Annotated in this window: 12 protein-coding genes and 1 pseudogene; 7 read left to right on the forward strand and 6 right to left on the reverse strand. The window is 70.6% G+C overall.

Going from position 1 to position 15,031, the window contains the following annotated elements; all coding sequences use genetic code 11:
- The first annotated feature begins 6 nt into the window (after positions 1–6).
- Complete coding sequence (locus tag M2283_RS24870; RefSeq protein ID WP_280878555.1) at positions 7–2,016, forward strand: beta-galactosidase; 2,010 nt, start codon at positions 7–9, stop codon at positions 2,014–2,016.
- 76 nt (positions 2,017–2,092) lie between these two features.
- Positions 2,093–3,250: a glycoside hydrolase family 53 protein gene (locus tag M2283_RS24875; protein ID WP_280878556.1), complete on the forward strand. Its 1,158-nt coding sequence runs from the start codon at positions 2,093–2,095 to the stop codon at positions 3,248–3,250.
- A 39-nt stretch (positions 3,251–3,289) separates the two neighbouring features.
- Here the strand turns inward: M2283_RS24875 and M2283_RS24880 are convergent, their stop codons facing one another.
- Positions 3,290–3,790: a hypothetical protein gene (locus M2283_RS24880; protein WP_280878557.1), complete on the reverse strand. Its 501-nt coding sequence runs from the start codon at positions 3,788–3,790 to the stop codon at positions 3,290–3,292.
- A gap of 465 nt (positions 3,791–4,255) precedes the next feature.
- Here M2283_RS24880 and M2283_RS24885 point away from each other — a divergent pair, with 465 nt between their 5' ends.
- The gene (locus M2283_RS24885; protein ID WP_280878558.1) at positions 4,256–5,944 is read left to right on the forward strand and encodes a serine/threonine protein kinase; all 1,689 of its coding nucleotides are present in this window, start codon (positions 4,256–4,258) and stop codon (positions 5,942–5,944) included.
- Positions 5,945–6,175: 231 nt separating this feature from the next.
- Complete coding sequence (locus M2283_RS24890; protein ID WP_280878559.1) at positions 6,176–6,316, forward strand: hypothetical protein; 141 nt, start codon at positions 6,176–6,178, stop codon at positions 6,314–6,316.
- 175 nt (positions 6,317–6,491) lie between these two features.
- Here M2283_RS24890 and M2283_RS24895 read toward each other — a convergent pair whose 3' ends face one another.
- The 4 genes from M2283_RS24895 to M2283_RS24910 form a co-directional block, all read right to left on the reverse strand.
- A complete protein-coding gene (locus M2283_RS24895; RefSeq protein ID WP_280878560.1) occupies positions 6,492–9,848 on the reverse strand; it encodes a S8 family peptidase in 3,357 nt (1,118 codons plus the stop codon).
- 112 nt (positions 9,849–9,960) lie between these two features.
- Complete coding sequence (locus tag M2283_RS24900) at positions 9,961–11,040, reverse strand: ABC transporter permease (protein WP_280878561.1); 1,080 nt, start codon at positions 11,038–11,040, stop codon at positions 9,961–9,963.
- A complete protein-coding gene (locus tag M2283_RS24905) occupies positions 11,037–11,975 on the reverse strand; it encodes an ABC transporter ATP-binding protein (RefSeq protein ID WP_280878734.1) in 939 nt (312 codons plus the stop codon). Before M2283_RS24905 ends, M2283_RS24900 begins: the two co-directional genes overlap by 4 nt.
- Positions 11,976–11,979: 4 nt before the next feature.
- Entirely contained in the window at positions 11,980–12,447 is a 468-nt protein-coding gene (locus M2283_RS24910) for a GntR family transcriptional regulator (protein ID WP_210577770.1), read from the reverse strand.
- A gap of 232 nt (positions 12,448–12,679) precedes the next feature.
- Here M2283_RS24910 and M2283_RS24915 point away from each other — a divergent pair, with 232 nt between their 5' ends.
- The 3 genes and pseudogenes from M2283_RS24915 to M2283_RS24925 all read left to right on the forward strand — a co-directional run bounded on the left by M2283_RS24915 (position 12,680) and on the right by M2283_RS24925 (position 13,658).
- Positions 12,680–13,042: a hypothetical protein gene (locus M2283_RS24915; protein WP_280878562.1), complete on the forward strand. Its 363-nt coding sequence runs from the start codon at positions 12,680–12,682 to the stop codon at positions 13,040–13,042.
- A gap of 24 nt (positions 13,043–13,066) precedes the next feature.
- Positions 13,067–13,195 (forward strand): annotated as a pseudogene (locus M2283_RS24920) (transcriptional regulator); the annotation flags it as partial.
- 25 nt (positions 13,196–13,220) lie between these two features.
- Positions 13,221–13,658 carry a hypothetical protein gene (locus tag M2283_RS24925; RefSeq protein ID WP_280878563.1) on the forward strand — a complete coding sequence of 146 codons (438 nt, stop codon included), beginning with the start codon at positions 13,221–13,223 and terminating at the stop codon, positions 13,656–13,658.
- A gap of 144 nt (positions 13,659–13,802) precedes the next feature.
- Here the strand turns inward: M2283_RS24925 and M2283_RS24930 are convergent, their stop codons facing one another.
- A complete protein-coding gene (locus M2283_RS24930) occupies positions 13,803–15,005 on the reverse strand; it encodes an FAD-dependent oxidoreductase (protein ID WP_280878564.1) in 1,203 nt (400 codons plus the stop codon).
- Between the last annotated feature and the right edge of the window lie 26 nt (positions 15,006–15,031).

Consider the following 15,031-nt stretch of genomic DNA (forward strand, 5'->3'; position numbering starts at 1 on the left):
AACCCCATGCCGTCCCCCGCCCCGCACGCCCGTCTGCCGCTCGCCTTCGGGGGTGACTACAACCCCGAGCAGTGGCCGCCGGAGGTCTGGGAGGAGGACGTACGACTGATGCGTGAGGCCGGTGTCACGACGGTCTCCCTCGGCGTCTTCTCCTGGGCCCGCATGGAGCCCCGCCCCGGCGAGTACGACTGGGAGTGGCTCGACACGGTCATCGGCCTGCTGCACGAGGCCGGGATCTCGGTGAACCTCGGCACGCCGACCGTCGTACCGCCGGCGTGGTTCTACCGCGCGCACCCTTCCGCGCTGCCGGTCACCCGCGAGGGCGTCCGCCTGGCCTTCGGTTCGCGCGGCGCGATCTGCCACTCGAACCCGGACTACCGGGCGGCGGCGGCCACGATCACGGAGGCACTGGGCGAGCGCTACGGCAGCCACCCCGCCGTCGTGCTGTGGCACGTCCACAACGAGTACGGCGCACCCGTCCTCGCCTGCTACTGCGACACCTGCGCGACCGCGTTCCAGGGCTGGCTGCGCGGCCGGCACGGCACGCTCGACGCCCTCAACGAGGCCTGGGGCACGGCCTTTTGGGGCCAGCAGTACGGCGAGTGGGAGGAGATCACCCCGCCCCGGGCGACGCCGTCCGTCTGCAATCCGACCCAGCAACTGGACTATCGGCGCTTCGCCGACGCCCAGGCCCGCGCCAACTTCGTCGCCGAGCGGGACATCCTGCACCGCCTCTCCCCCGGCGTCCCCGTCACCACCAACTTCATGGTCGCGCCGAGCCAGGGCCAGACCGTCGACTACTGGGCCTGGGCCAAGGAGGTCGACCTCGTCACCAACGACCACTACCTGATGACCGACGGCCGCCGCACCCACGTGAACCTGGCGCTGGCCGCCGACCTGACCCGCTCGGTGGCGGGCGGCGCCCCCTGGCTGCTCCTGGAACACGCCACGTCCGGGGTCAACTGGCAGCCGTACAACCCCGCGAAGCGCCCCGGCGAGATGGCCCGCAACTCACTCGGGCACATGGCCCGGGGTTCCGAGGGCGCGATGTTCTTCCAGTGGCGGCAGTCGCGGTCGGGCGCGGAGAAGTTCCACACGGCGATGCTGGCGCACTCCGGGACGGACAACCGGGGGTGGCGCGAGGTGACCGACCTCGGCCGGCGCGTGGCCGACCTCGCGGATCTACGGGGGACGCGGACGCGGGGTGACGTGGCGGTGGTGTGGTCATGGGACTCCTGGTGGGCGCAGAGCCTGGAGTGGCGGCCGAGCCAGGACCTGGACGCGCGGGAACGGTTGGATTCGTTCTACGAGGCGCTGTACGACCGGCACTTGACGGTGGACTTTCTGCCGCCGACGGGGCTGGCCGAGTTGGATCCTTCGCGGTACCCGCTGTTGGTGGTGCCGCAGTTGTATGCCGCGCCTTTGTCGATCGCGGCCGACCTCGACCGGTACGTGTCGCGGGGCGGGACCCTGCTGGTCTCCTTCTTCTCCGGGATCGTCGACGAGAACGACACGCTGCATCCCGGGGCGTATCCGGGGGCGCTGCGGGACGTACTCGGCCTGACCGTCGAGGAGTTCGACCCGTTGCTGCCGGGCGAGACGGTGGGTGTGCGGCGGGTCGGGGGCGGTGAGTCCGAGTCGTACGCGGCGGACCTCTGGTCGGAGGTCGTGATCCCGGGTGCCGGCTGCGAGACGGTCGCTGTGTTCGCCGACGGTCGTACGGCCGGAGGGGCGGCGCTGACGCGGCACGCGGTGGGGTCAGGGGCGGCCTGGTACCTGGCGACTCGGTTGACCGGCGCCGACCTGGCCGCCGTGGTCGACCTCACCCTCGCGGACGCCGGAATCACGCCGGTCGATCTGCCCAGCGATGTCGAACTCGTCGTCCGGGAGGGCGAGTCGGGCACGTTCCGGTTCTACGTGAACCACACGGAGAGCGAGGCGAAGGTGGCGCTGCCGGACGGGAGTTGGGCGACGGTGCCGGCGGGTGGAGTGGAGGTCTTCCGGGACCCGCGCTGACTACTGACCAACCGCCTTGTACCGCAGCTCATTTCTGTCATTCCCAGAGCCGATTCAGTCTGAAGGGGAATTCGTCATGCGCAGACGCAGTGTTCTTACGGCGGCGGGTGCGGCCGGTGCCGCCGCGCTCGCGGTGCCGGTGTTGGCCTCGGCTCCCGCGGTCGCCGCCGAGCGGCGCCGGCTGGAGATCCGGGGGATGGACATCTCGTCCCTCCCCAAGGACGAGGCGTTTGGCGCCGTCTACCGCCGTGCGGACGGCCGCCGGGACGATCCCATCCGCATCCTCGCGGACGCCGGTGTCACCCACGCCCGCCTCAAGGTCTGGGTGAACCCCGCCGACGGCTACAACGACAAGAAGCGCATCCTGCCGCTGGCCAGGCGGTTGCGGCGGGCCGGTATCGGCATCTGGGTCGACTTCCACTACTCCGACACCTGGGCCGACCCGGCTCACCAGACCAAGCCCGCCGCCTGGGCGGACCTCGACGTGGCGGGCCTGACCAGGGCCGTCTACGACCACACCGCCGACGTACTGGGCGCCCTGCGCCGCCAGGGCACCCCGGCCGACCTCGTGCAGATCGGCAACGAGATCAACGGCGGCCTGCTCTGGCCCGCCGGCAAGAACTGGGGTGACGACGGCGGGGGTTGGGGCAACCTGACCGCGTTCCTCAAGGCCGGCCTCAGCGCGGCCCGCGACACCACGCCCCGCATCCGCACGATGCTCCACATCGCCTCGGGCGGCGACAACGGCACGTCCCGCTGGTGGTACGACAACGCCGTCTCCTACGGCCTCGACTTCGACATCATCGCCCAGTCGTACTACCCGTTCTGGCACGGCACCCCGGAGGCCGCGGCGGCCAACTTGGCCGATCTCGCGGCCCGTTACGGCAAACCGGTGGTGATCGCGGAGACGGCGTACCCGTTCACGCTGGAGAGCGAGGACGCGACGAACGACATCCTGTACGACCCTTCGCAGCTCACGGAGGGGTATCCGGCGACGCCGGCGGGGCAGGCGGCTTGGCTGCGCACGGTGGCCGACCTGATGGCGGGCGTCCCTGGCGGGAAGGGCCTGGGCTACTGCTATTGGGAGGGCGTCTGGACGTACCGGGCCGGTGACGGCTGGGACCCGGCCGACCCGACGTCCGGCAACGCGTGGGAGAACCTGGCGCTGTTCGACTTCCACGACAGAGCACTGCCGGGACTGAGGACTCTGGGCCGATACCGGGGAAATGCGTAGTACTCCGGTGTCGGGAAGTCCCGTCCCGGCAGGCGGGCGTCAGCAGTTCCTGATGGACCAGACGGGGCTCCAGTTGTAGTTGTTGCCGGAGCCCCCAGGGCCGACGGACGTGATGAGGTTGCCGGTCTTGCCGTAGAACTGCGCGACGGCGCCTCCCGTCTGGGCGTTGTGGTAGGAGCCCGTGCCCACGAAGTTGGAGAGCGCGTACGTGTCGCAGTAGTAGAGGAAGAAGACCACGTAATCCCCCTTCGTGGCGTCCCAGACCGACACGCACAGGTTGCCGCTCGTGCAGTTGAGAGAGCCGGCGGCCGGGACGTGCACGATCCGGTCGGGCTTCGGCCAGGCCGTCGGAGGCTCCGCCGCGGCGGACCTGAGCGACGGTGGCGCGGCCGGCATCGTCAGGACCTGGTCACCCTGGCGCACCTGGTTCAGATCGCGGTCCGGCGCAGCCGCCTGTGCCGGACCGGCCGTGAACACGGCGGCCAGTGCGAGAGCCAGGGCGCCGAGACCTCCGAGCAGCGGACGTCGTCTGTCGAGCATGGTGTGTGAACCCCCCTGTCGGACCGGGACGTTCGTCGTCCCCGGTCCCCCAAGGCTGTCGTCGCCCTTCCGAGCACACCACACCTTTCAGCTCTGCCTTAAACGGAGCCGTTCCCTCCGAGCATCGGCAGGACCGTGGGTAGTACTGCTGTCACTACCCTCGCGCCTAGCGGCTGCCGCGTTCCTCAGAGGACGATCAGGTACGCGAAGAATCGTGAGTCGGCGGCGCCGCCCTCGTCGGGGCCGGGCCCTGCTCCTCATGGAACCGCCCAACAGCTCCGGAGTCGCCCCGCGCGCGACCAAATGGCCCGGCACGCCGTGGAAAGCGGCTGTTTCCGGGCCCTTCGCTGACACGATGCTCCTCAACAAGCCGTAGGTGAACGGCCATTGGACGTGCGGTCGGCCGGAGGAACCCGGTGGCGCCGTCGGCCGGATCGGTCCTGAAGCAGAGAAAAGGAACCCACGGTGTCCGACGAAGGGCGGCTGATCGCCGGCCGGTACCTCATCCTCGACCGCATCGGCCGAGGCGGCATGGCCACCGTGTGGCGCGCCCACGACGAACTCCTCGGCCGCCAGGTCGCCGTCAAGAAGCTCCACCCCCAGCCCCAACTCGACGACGACGAACTCGCCACCCTCTTCGAGCGTGCACGGCGCGAGGCGCACAGCGCCGCCCGGATCAGCCACCCCAACGTCGTTGTCGTCCATGACGTCGTGGACGACGAGGGCCGGCCCACCATCGTCATGGAGTACGTGCCCTCCACCACCCTCGCCGACCGGATCAAGGCGCACGGCCCGGTCCCGCTCGACGAGGTCGCCCGGATCGGCCGCGGCGTGATCGCCGCGCTGCGGGCCGCCCACCGGGCCGGAGTCCTGCACCGGGACGTGAAACCTGCCAATGTGCTGCTCGCCCAGGACGGCCGCGTGGTCCTCACCGACTTCGGCATCGCCCAGGCCGCCGAGACCTCGAATCTCACCCGCACCGGGCAGTTGGTCGGGTCGGTCGACTTCATGGCCCCCGAGCGCCTCGTCGACGCCAAACCGGGTCCGGAGGCCGACCTGTGGGCACTCGGCGCAACCCTCTTCGAGGCAGTCGAGGGCCGCTCACCGTTCCTCCGGAAAACGGCTGCGCAGACGATGTACGCCATCGCCATGGAGCCGGCTCCCGAAGCGCGCGGCGCCGGGTCTCTCACCCCGCTGATCCAGGGGCTGCTCGTGGCCAAACCGGACGAGCGGCTGTCGGCCGAGGACGCCGAGCGCATGCTGCGAAGACCGGCAGTGCCCAAGTCGGAGCCGGAGTCGAAGTCAGGGCCAGGGCTCGACTCAGGCACGGGAACAGACGAGGCATCCCCTGCCGAGCCGCCCCCGGAACCTCCGCAGTCCGGTACGACCGACCCGGAACCTCCGCAGCCCGGTACGACCGACCCGAAATCGCGGCGGTTCCCGCGCCGTTCGAAGAAGCTGGTCGTGCTGGTCGCAGCCATCGCCACGGCACTGTTGATCACGGTCGCCGTGCTGATCAACCTGCCCACGGGGAAGAGCAACGTCAGCACCACCGCGTCGGACGGCGCGCTCCCGGCCGACGACCCCGCCCAACGGTCCACGGGCACACTCGCACCCGCCACCTCCTCCCCCAAGGCGTCGCACTCCGTGAGTTCTGACGCCAAGTCACCGTCGGCGCGCGGCTCTTCGCAGTCGACGTCCAAGTCCGTGCAGGAGGACTCCGAGCCGGGGTCGGGAAGCAATGCCGGTTCCGAGGGGAACGGATCCGGCACATCCGTCGCCCCGACCGGCCATGCCCTGGTGGTCCCCGCCACGCAGAAGTGCCTGAGCGGCGGTGCCGGGACCGAGGGAATCCAGCTGGTCCAAGCCACCTGCGACAACTCCGCGGGGCAGCGCTGGCAGACCGGATCGGGTGGCACCTTCCACTCGTTGGGGAAATGCATGACCGTGGCCGGAGGCGCGAGCGACGACCGGACCGAGATCCAGCTGACCGGGTGCAGCGGCGACGCCAGCCAGCGATTCCACTTCTCCGGTACGGAACTGGTGGCCGATCAGTCACAGAAATGCGTCACCGTTTTCGGGGGCACCAGCGGAACGGTGGTGGTCCTGTGGGAATGCAACGGCTGGGACAACCAGGCCTGGACACTCCAATGACCACGATGAACCACTTCGGCATGACCGTGCGCGGCTGGCGTGAGCGCATGTCACCACGGGACAGCGGTCTGACGGCCGGCGGGGAGCGGCGCATCTCCTGACTGCGCCACGAAGAACTGGCCGGTCTGGCCTCCGTCGGGAACGTCTCCCGGCGCATACCCCTAGAAGTTACGTGGAATCAGCCTGGGTGATCCTGTAGCCCGCCTTCATCCACGGACTTGGGAGGGTGGCTTGAGCAGCACACCGATGCTCATGGCCAAGTGGCCGGTGCTGGGGCGACACGAGCACGCCGCGGCCTGGCTGCAGGTGTGGGAGGACCGCGGCCGTGCGCCGCGGACCCTGGACGTGTACGCCCGGGGACTGGCGGAGTAACTGGGCCTGTGCGAGCGAGAAGGAGTCGATCCGCTGTCCGCGAGCCGGACACACCTTAGGGTGTTCGTCCGCGAACTGACGTCTCTCCGACGGTCAGCGGGTCCCGTTCACGGCAAGAGCGCCCGAGTCGGCCGAAGCCGACCCGGGCGTCCAACCAACACACGTGTACAGACGCCTACTTGACGGTCCGGTAGGCCCGGTGGACCGTCTGTTTCAGGGTGTTGCCGGCCGCGTCCGTGAGCGTCACGCGCAGAGAGACCGTGCCCGCCTTCGCCGGGTGGCGCAGGTCGAGGCGCTTGCCGTCGACCGCCTTCGCCGGGTGCCAGGTCCGGCCGTCGTCGTACGAGACGGAGAAGGCCAACTTGCGGGCGGTGCGCGCGGTGGCCGCACCCTCGACCGTGAACGGGACGGAGAAACGCGTACCCGCCTTGGCCGTGCTCTCCGTGGACAGCCGGGGCGTGAAGCGGACCACCGACAGCGGCAGCCGCTGCCCGACACCGGCGACGTGCCCGGAGGTGAAGGTCCACTCGGCGGTGACCCGGGTGCTGACCGAGGACAGCGTGGTGGGGCGGGAGACGTCCGTGGTGAGACGGAACGAGCGCTTGGCAGCGGGGAGTTCGTACGAGCCGGTCAGCGGCGTGTCCACGGCGAAGACCCGCGTGCCGCCCGCGTACAGGGTGCTCCTGGCCCGGCTGTAGCGGGATTCGCCCACGTGGCCGGCGCCGTCGGAGAACAGGGGGAGGTAGGCCAGGAGGGTGTCGCCGACGCGGACCGCGCCGGGACGGTCCTCGCCGTCCGTCAGCGGGCCCGTGAGGTGCGGGCCGAAGACGCCGGTGTTGAAGCGCTCGGTGTACTGCTTGCCCGCGCTGTAGGAGCGGGGCTTCGCCGTCCACTGGCCGGCGTCCCACACCGGTTCGCCCTCCGCGTCCTTGCCGCCCTCCTGCGAGACGGAGTAACGCCACTTCACGCCCGGCAGGACGTAGTCGGTGTAGCCGCCCGGCAGGGAGCGACTCTCCTGGTAGAAGTCGAACCACGAGCCGCCCGGCGTCAGCGGCGCGGCGGTCAGCGCCGCCGACTTGCCCTTGGCGGGTGTCCCGACAGGGATCGTGACCTTGGCGAACTGCGCGCGCTTCGGGTCCGCGGTGAAGCCCGACAGATCGCCGGTACGGTTCCAGACCGGCCGGTAGCTCGTACTGCCGTGCGTCCAGGTGCCGTTGTACTGCGCGAACGCCTCGCCCGCCGGCAGCCGGGCGCCGAACTGCCCGACGCGCAGGCTGCCGAAGCTGCCCATGTACGTCGAGATGCTCTGGTTCCCGTCGATGTCGAACCCGTAGTTGAAGGTGCCGTCGGTGTGCTTCGCCCTGCTGTCCGGCACGGTGATCCGGATCGGCTTGGCCTTGCGGGCGTCCATGACGAGGGTGGTGTCACGGGTGAGCGAGAACTTCGGGTTGAGGAGAAGGGCCAGCTCCCCGGAGCCGGCGTCCGGGGTCGCACCCGTGTCGATCCGGCCTTCGAGGCTGTACCGGCCCTTGGGGAGCCGGATCGTGAACTCGCCGTCCCTGTCGTCGGAGTAGTCCTGCCAGATCTGGTTGTCCAGGCCCTGCACACCCGTCTGGGAGCGGGCGGCGGGCTTGCCCTTCAGGTCGAGGTGCCGGACGGTCAGGTCGTACGACTCGACCTCGCGGTGTACGCCGATGCCGGTCCGTACGGTCGTACCCGCGCCGTCGGTCGCGGTGACCGCGCCGCCGAAGGAACCGTCGGCCGTGCCGGCGCCGCTGTCGGCGGTGACCTGGGCGGTCGCGGTGGCGCCCGCCGGGACGGTGAGCTGCTTCGGCGAGACCTCGAACATGCCCTCGGCGGCGGGCTTTCCGTCCTCGCCGTACGCCTCGGTGGCCAGGTCGAGGGTGAGAGGGCGGTCGCCGTCGTTGCGGTAGGTGACCGTCTTGGCGACCGGCTGGTCGTCGGTGTGCGGCCACTGCTGGGCGGGGAAGCCGAGGGTGGCGGGGCTGGTGGTGAGCTCCTGGTCGAGGGCTCGGGGGATGTCCGTACGGCCCGTGCCCTGCGCGAACGCCGAGACACCGGCGGTCGGCTTGGCGGATGCGGTGAGCGCGGCCTTGATGCGCTCGCCGGTCCAGTCGGGGTGGCGCTGGGCGAGGATCGCGGCGGCGCCCGCGACATGCGGGGTCGCCATCGACGTACCGCTCATCGAGACATAGCCGTCGGCGGCCGGGTCGCCCTCCGTGCCCTCGGCGGCCTTCGCGGCGACGATGTCGACGCCGGGGGCGGTGAGGTCGGGCTTGAGGGAACCGTCCGCCGTCGGGCCGCGGCTGGAGAAATCGGCCATCGCGTCGGTGCGGTCCACCGCGCCCACGGTGAGCGCGGCGGCGGCGCTGCCCGGCGATCCGACGGTGCCGGCGTCGGGGCCTTCGTTGCCGGCGGCGATCACGAAGAGGGCGCCGGAGGAGGCGGACAGTTCGTCCACGGCCTGTTCGAGGGGGTCGTCACCGGGGCTGTCGGGGCCGCCCAGGCTGAGGTTGATCACCTTGGCGCCCTGCGCGACGGCCCACTGCGCGCCCGCGATGAGGCCGGACTCCTCACCGGAGCCGCTGTCGTCGAGCACCTTGCCGCTGATCAGCCGGGCGCCCGGCGCGACCCCCTTGTACTTGCCCCCGGAGTGCGCGCCCGAGCCCGCGACCGTCGACGCCACATGCGTGCCGTGGCCCACCCGGTCGACGGTGTCCGCCGCCTCGGAGAAGTTCTTCGCCGCGTCGACACGGTCCTTCAGGTCCGGGTGCGTGTCGTCGACCCCGGTGTCCAGCACGGCGACCTTGACGCCCTTGCCGTCATATCCGGCCGCCCATGCCTCGGGGGCGCCGATCTGGGCGGTGCTCTTGTCGAGGGCCGCCTCGACCTTGCCGTCGAGCCAGATCTTCTCGACCCGGTCGGCGGCGGCCGACCTCGCCCGCGCCGTCCCCCCGCTGCCGGTGAGCGTCTCCCACAGCTCGGCGCCCTCGGACTTACGGGCCTTCAGCGCGTCCCCGTTGACGCTGGGCAGGTCCCGGCTGACCCGGGCACCGGCGGCGGACAGCGCGCTCGGCGCGAGGGTGCGGCCCTTGGCGTACGTCACGATCAGCGGGAGGTCGGGGCGGGCCGCGTCGTCGTACCCCCACTCGACCAGCTGCGTCACGTCGAACAGCCGCCGGTCGGCGGTGCCGTTCGCGAGGAGCCCCTCGGCGTCACGCGGCACGACGTAGGTGCGGTCGGCGTCCCGCGCTATTCGGAAGGCCGTACCTTCCCTGCCCTTGCCGGGCCGCACACCGGTGACCTGTCCGGTGGCGTCCAGGGTGACCCGGTCACCGGTGACGAGGGTGACTGTCCTGGCCTTGCCGGTGACGCCGGCCATACCCGCCGTACCGCTGTCTGACTGTGCGGCCCCGGATTCCGGGGCAGCGAGCAGGGCTGCGGTAAGGGCGGCGGCGGCGAGCACGGCGAGAGCGGAAGCCTCACCCGCTCGCCTCTTTCGGTGGTTCAAGACATGCCTTTCTCTCCGGACTTCCGGGCACGGCAAAGCAGCCCGTCCGACGGGACAAGGAATCAGAGGGTGGGAAGAGGCGCCCCTCCGAAAGGGGCGCGGGGGACGGGACTCAGACGAGCCGCTTACGACCCCAGAAGAAAAGGAACGCCACGACACCGGCGGTCAGGGCGAACAGAATCGACGCCCCGAACCACTGCATACCGTTCATCTGCGACATCGGGAGGTAGTCCACCGACCAGCCCACGACATCGGCCTTGTCCAGGCACACCTGCCGTGCCGCGTCGGTCTTCGACCCCGAACAGGTGCTCCACCCCAGGAGATCCCCGCCGCTGGTGAGATACGACTCGTCGATCTGGTAGGCGCTTTTGGGTATCGGCGGAAACGCGCTCTCGCCCATAACACCCTTGTTCGTCGTGACCGTGATCACGTTGCCGAGCGACATCAGCAAGTAGCCCCAGACGAGCTGGAGGACGACGGTGAAACCGAAGGTGACCACCATGGCCGGCAGCGTGCGCCGCAGCACCGCACCGATCGCCACCCCGCCGAAGACGGAGAAGAGGGTGAGGGCGACAGGCACCGGGCCCGTCGTGTTGAACGCGGCGCCCGAGGTCCAGTCCATGACCGTGATCTCGGACTTGACGGGGTTCCACCACCAGCCGAACACCGCCGACAACACGCCCGTGCTCACCACGACCACCAGTCCGGCCAGCGCCAGCTTCGTGGCGAGCCAGCGGGTCCGGCTCATGGACTGGGCGGCGACCAGCTTGGCGGTGCCGTTCTCCAGGTCGCCCGCGATGAGCGGGGCGCCGAGGAAGACACCGAGCAGGATGGGTATCGCCTGGAGACCCGTGGAGACGAAGGAGAACGCGTCTTTGTACTGCTGGAACTTGCCGCCCGCCTCGTCGAGGCTCTTGCCGGGATAGCCGTAGCCGTCGAGGAAGTCGACCAGCTGGCCGCGCTGGTAGACGATCCAGGCCACGGAGAGCGCGATGGCGGCGAGGATCGTCCAGAACGCCGCCCGGTGCTGGCGCCAGACCAGCCAGGTCATACCGCTGAGTCGGGGGCGCCGGTTGGCCTCCGTGGTGGTCGCGTTCAAGGTCCCGTCGGTGGTCCCGTTCATGGTCCCGTTCTTGCCGTCGCTCATGGAGCCGGTCGAGGTGCTGGTCGAGCCGCGGGTGAAGGTGCTCATGCCGCCACCGCCCCGGTGCCGAACCCCTGGCCGTGGACCTGGGCGGTGGGGGTGATCAGCGGTGGTGCGTCGGGTGAGCGGAGATAGGCGAGCAGGAGTTCCTCCATGTTCGGGGCGCATATGTCCCAGGGTCCGGTGACCGGGCCCTCGGGGCGGATGAGCGCGGTGAACTGCCGTCCGCTGGTCCGGGACTCGACGAGGGTGTGGTGCCCGAGGGCGAGGGCGGGAGGCATGCCGTCACCCTCCTTGGCGCCCGTGACCAGGGTGTGCACGGACATCAGCTCGTCCACGTCACCGGCGAGGCGCACTCCGCCGCCGGAGACGACGACGAGGTAGTCGCACACGTTCTCCAGTTCGGCCAGGACGTGGGTGGACATCAGCACGGTGGTTCCGCGCTCGGCGGCCTCGGCGAGGAGGGTGCCCATGATCTCGTGGCGCACGACCGGGTCGAGGTCCGACATCGGCTCGTCGAGCATCAGCAGGTCGGGGCGCTTACCGAAGGCGAGGGCGATGGCGACGCGGGTGCGCTGACCGCCGGAAAGGGTGCTGATCTTCGCGTCGAAGGGCACGTTGCCCGCGCGGATGATGTCCTCGGCGGCGCGCTGGTCCCAGCCGGGGTTCAGCTCACGGCCCAGACGCAGGGTCTCCGCCACGGTGAAGCGGCGGAACAGGGGCTTCTCCTGGGCGAGGAACGCGGTGCGCCGGCCGGACTCCGCCGAGCCCGGAGCCTCACCGAACAGGCTGATCGAGCCGTTCGTCGGCTGCAGGACATGGGCCGCGACGCTCAGCAGCGTGGTCTTGCCCGCCCCGTTGGGTCCCACCAGGCCGCAGATCCGTCCCGCCGGGAGCCGGAAGGAACAGTCCCGCAACGCCCAGCCCCGCCGGTAGCGCATCCCCAGCCCGTACGCCTCGATCGCCGGTTCCCCCGCGTACATACCTTCACTCACCTGTGCTCCTAGTTGTCGTGGCCCCCGTGGACCCCGTTGTCGTGGACCCCGTCGCCGCCACGTTCCCGGCGGCGTACTGCTTCTCCATCGCCGACGCGACCAGCGCGGCCACGTCCTCCTGCTCCAGACCGGCCCCGGCCGCCTTCGACATCCACGCCACCAGCTCCACGTACAGCGGCGAGTCGGTGCCCGTCTCGGGGCGGCCCAGCGTGCGGCGTACGAAGGTGCCCTGGCCCGGTCGCGGTTCGACCAGGCCCTCACGCTCCAGCTCGCGGTACGCCTTGAGGGTGGTGTTCGGGTTGACCGTGCTGGTCGCGGCGACCTCCTTGGCGGTGGGCAGCCGGTCACCCGGCACGAGTACGCCCAGCCGGAGGGCCTGCTTGGTCTGCTGCACGATCTGCTGGAAAGCGGGGACCCCGCTCCGCCTGTCGATGCGGTACTCCACGATCACCACCACCATTCCACTACTTGATTAGTGGAATGATGATGGAGGGGTGCGAGGGCGGTTGTCAATGCCGACCGGGGACGAGGAGAAGCGGATGGGAGGTACGCTGACCGTCTTTTTTTGGGACATCAGCGGACAGGGAACAAGGCACGTCCAGCAAGAGACGCCTGATGGTGGCCGGTCCGACGATGGCCCTCATGGCCGGGCTCGGCGCATGCGGAAGCGGAAGCGGGCAGAACGACAACCCATGGAGGACTCCACCGCCAGCGGGGGCAGCAGTGGCCAGCGCGACGAGGGCCACGACGACGACCAGGGCACCGCGCCGGACACCGCATTGGCGCTGGGCACCGACCTCGCTGCCATGTGGGCAACAGCACGTGGGGACGTCCGGCTCATGATCGCCCTGGCCGGGCGGGATCCGGACGCTACCGCCGAGCGCGCCCGGATCACCCGCGCCGAGTACCTGCGTCTGCCCGCGCTCGGGGTACCGCGGGGCCCGCGCGGAACTGATCAACTGATCACGGGGGCGGGTGATCCGAGCTCATGGCGGGCCGATCCCAGCTACGCGCAGGCCTGCGACGCCGTCGCGGCGGTCGTCGAGGTCGCTTGACAAACCTGATTCCACAGACTGAACGTGCGGCGACTTGTACAGCAGTTTGGAGACCTACCCGCCGCGGTCTTCGCCGCCGACTGGACCATCATCGGCTGGAACAAGATGTGGACGGTCGCGATCGGCGATCCCGGCGTGTACGGCCGGGACGAGCGCAACCTCGTCTCCGGGATGTTCCATGCGGACGGCGGACGGCGGACGAGGCCGGGACCCGATCGCGGCCTGGCCCGTGTCGTCCTGGAAAGGCAACGAGGCGCAGGAGGTGGACCTCGTCGCCGACCTGTGGGTGACGGCGGCCGCCCATCCCCATGACGTACGTCTCGCCTCGCTCGTAGAAGACGCGCTGCGAAGCAGCCCGCGCTTCGCCCGTCTGTGGTTCAACGGCACCGCCGGTCCCCATGTCGGCGACCGCAAGACCATCGAGCATCCGCTGGTGGGTGCCATCGCCCTCGACGTAGACGTCCTGATGCCCGCGGGCACCGACCTCAGGATCGTCACGTACGCGGCTGTGCCCGAGACCAGCGACGCGGAGAAGCCGGCTGCTCTGCGGGCGCCCTGTCCTCCGCCGCGCGACGGACCGACCCGCCCCGACTCGGAGATCTCCGGCCGCGACTGAGGCGCCGAGGCCATCCGACCTTCGCGTCGACGACGTAGGCTTCCGCGCCCCCGGTCCGCGAGGATCCGCACCCCGGCCGCCCGCCCGACCGACCACCCGCCGCGCCATCCGGCGGACGACCGGTCGGACCACCCGCCCGGTGAACTACCCGTGCGCCGCCGACAGATGGTTCGCCAACCGCGGAGACGCGAACTCCGTCCCGCACACGAACCGCATCACCGGACCGTACGACGACGCGGCCGGCAGGCCCGTGAAGTACAGGCCCGGGACCGACGACACGTACCCCGCGCCCAGCTTGGGCGCGCCGCGGCTCACCGAGAGGCGGGTGCGCAGTTCGTTGCCGAGGAAGTCCATGGCCGCTGTGTCCACCCGGTATCCGGTGGCGGCGATGACATGGTCCGCGGTGAGCCGCTCACTGCCGCCGGCGTGGGTGCGGACCGTCAGCGTGGGGCTGCCGTCGGTCGCGTCGGCGCCGGTGATCCGGTCGACCTCGCTGACCTGCACCTTGCCCTCGAAGCGGTCGCGCAGCCACCAGGCGCCGAGCGGGCCGAGGACGCGGCGAACGAGGTAGTGGCGGGTCTGGGCCGGGAGGTAGCGGTAGGGCTGCGGGTAGTAGCTGAGCGCCCACAGCGACCAGGCGCGGCCGAACGGCGACTCGGGGCGCAGCCTCGGCTGCTTCCAGGGCGGCGCCCCGAAGGCGACCCGGCCCCGGCCGCGGGAGACGACCCGCACCCGCGCGCCCGCCTCGGCCGCGAGCGCCGCCGTCTCCAGCGCGGACTGGCCCGCACCGACGACGATCAGCTCTTTTCCGGCGTAGCGCGTGAGGTCGTGCTGCTGGGAGCTGTGCGAGACCGGGCCCATGGGCGTCGGTCCGTCGGGCGCGGCGGTGGCCAGCTCCGGGGGCAGTTGGGCGAGGCCGGACAGGCCGGTCGCCACGACGACCGCGCGGGCGGTGAAGGACTCGCCCGAGTCCAGCTTCAGGTCGAAGCCGCCGCTGTCGCGCCGGTCGACGGAGACCACCCGCACCTGCTCCAGCTCGGGCACCAGCTTGTGCCGGAACCATTCGCCGTAGGCGATGAAGGTCTCGACCGGGATGATGTCCTCGTCGGTGACCAGGCGGGGTATGCCCGCCGCGTCGCAGTAGTCGACGAGGTTGTGCCCGGGCTGCGGGGCATCCAGGTTGGAGGCGACCGGGGTCGACTTCAGCAGCATGCCGGCGGGCATGTGGTCGCGCCAGCTGACCATGGGGTCGCCGAAGACGCGCACCGGAATGCCGCGTGCTCGCAGATGGGCGGCGGTCGACAGGCCGAACGGCCCGGCGCCGATGACAGCTACCGGTTGCATCACGAAGTCCCTCCCCAGGACGTTCACTT

Origin of the sequence: Streptomyces pseudovenezuelae, from assembly GCF_029892565.1 — a bacterium.
GTDB lineage: Bacteria > Actinomycetota > Actinomycetes > Streptomycetales > Streptomycetaceae > Streptomyces > Streptomyces pseudovenezuelae_A.

Excerpts from the sequence above, each read along its gene's own strand:
- M2283_RS24870 (WP_280878555.1), top strand. The coding sequence starts at position 7 with ATGCCGTCCCCCGCCCCGCACGCCCGTCTGCCGCTCGCCTTCGGGGGT.
- M2283_RS24875 (WP_280878556.1), top strand. The coding sequence starts at position 2,093 with ATGCGCAGACGCAGTGTTCTTACGGCGGCGGGTGCGGCCGGTGCCGCC.
- M2283_RS24880 (WP_280878557.1), bottom strand. The coding sequence starts at position 3,790 with ATGCTCGACAGACGACGTCCGCTGCTCGGAGGTCTCGGCGCCCTGGCT.
- M2283_RS24900 (WP_280878561.1), bottom strand. The coding sequence starts at position 11,040 with ATGAGCACCTTCACCCGCGGCTCGACCAGCACCTCGACCGGCTCCATG.
- M2283_RS24905 (WP_280878734.1), bottom strand. The coding sequence starts at position 11,975 with ATGTACGCGGGGGAACCGGCGATCGAGGCGTACGGGCTGGGGATGCGC.
- M2283_RS24910 (WP_210577770.1), bottom strand. The coding sequence starts at position 12,447 with ATGGTGGTGGTGATCGTGGAGTACCGCATCGACAGGCGGAGCGGGGTC.
- M2283_RS24915 (WP_280878562.1), top strand. The coding sequence starts at position 12,680 with ATGGAGGACTCCACCGCCAGCGGGGGCAGCAGTGGCCAGCGCGACGAG.
- M2283_RS24925 (WP_280878563.1), top strand. The coding sequence starts at position 13,221 with ATGCGGACGGCGGACGGCGGACGAGGCCGGGACCCGATCGCGGCCTGG.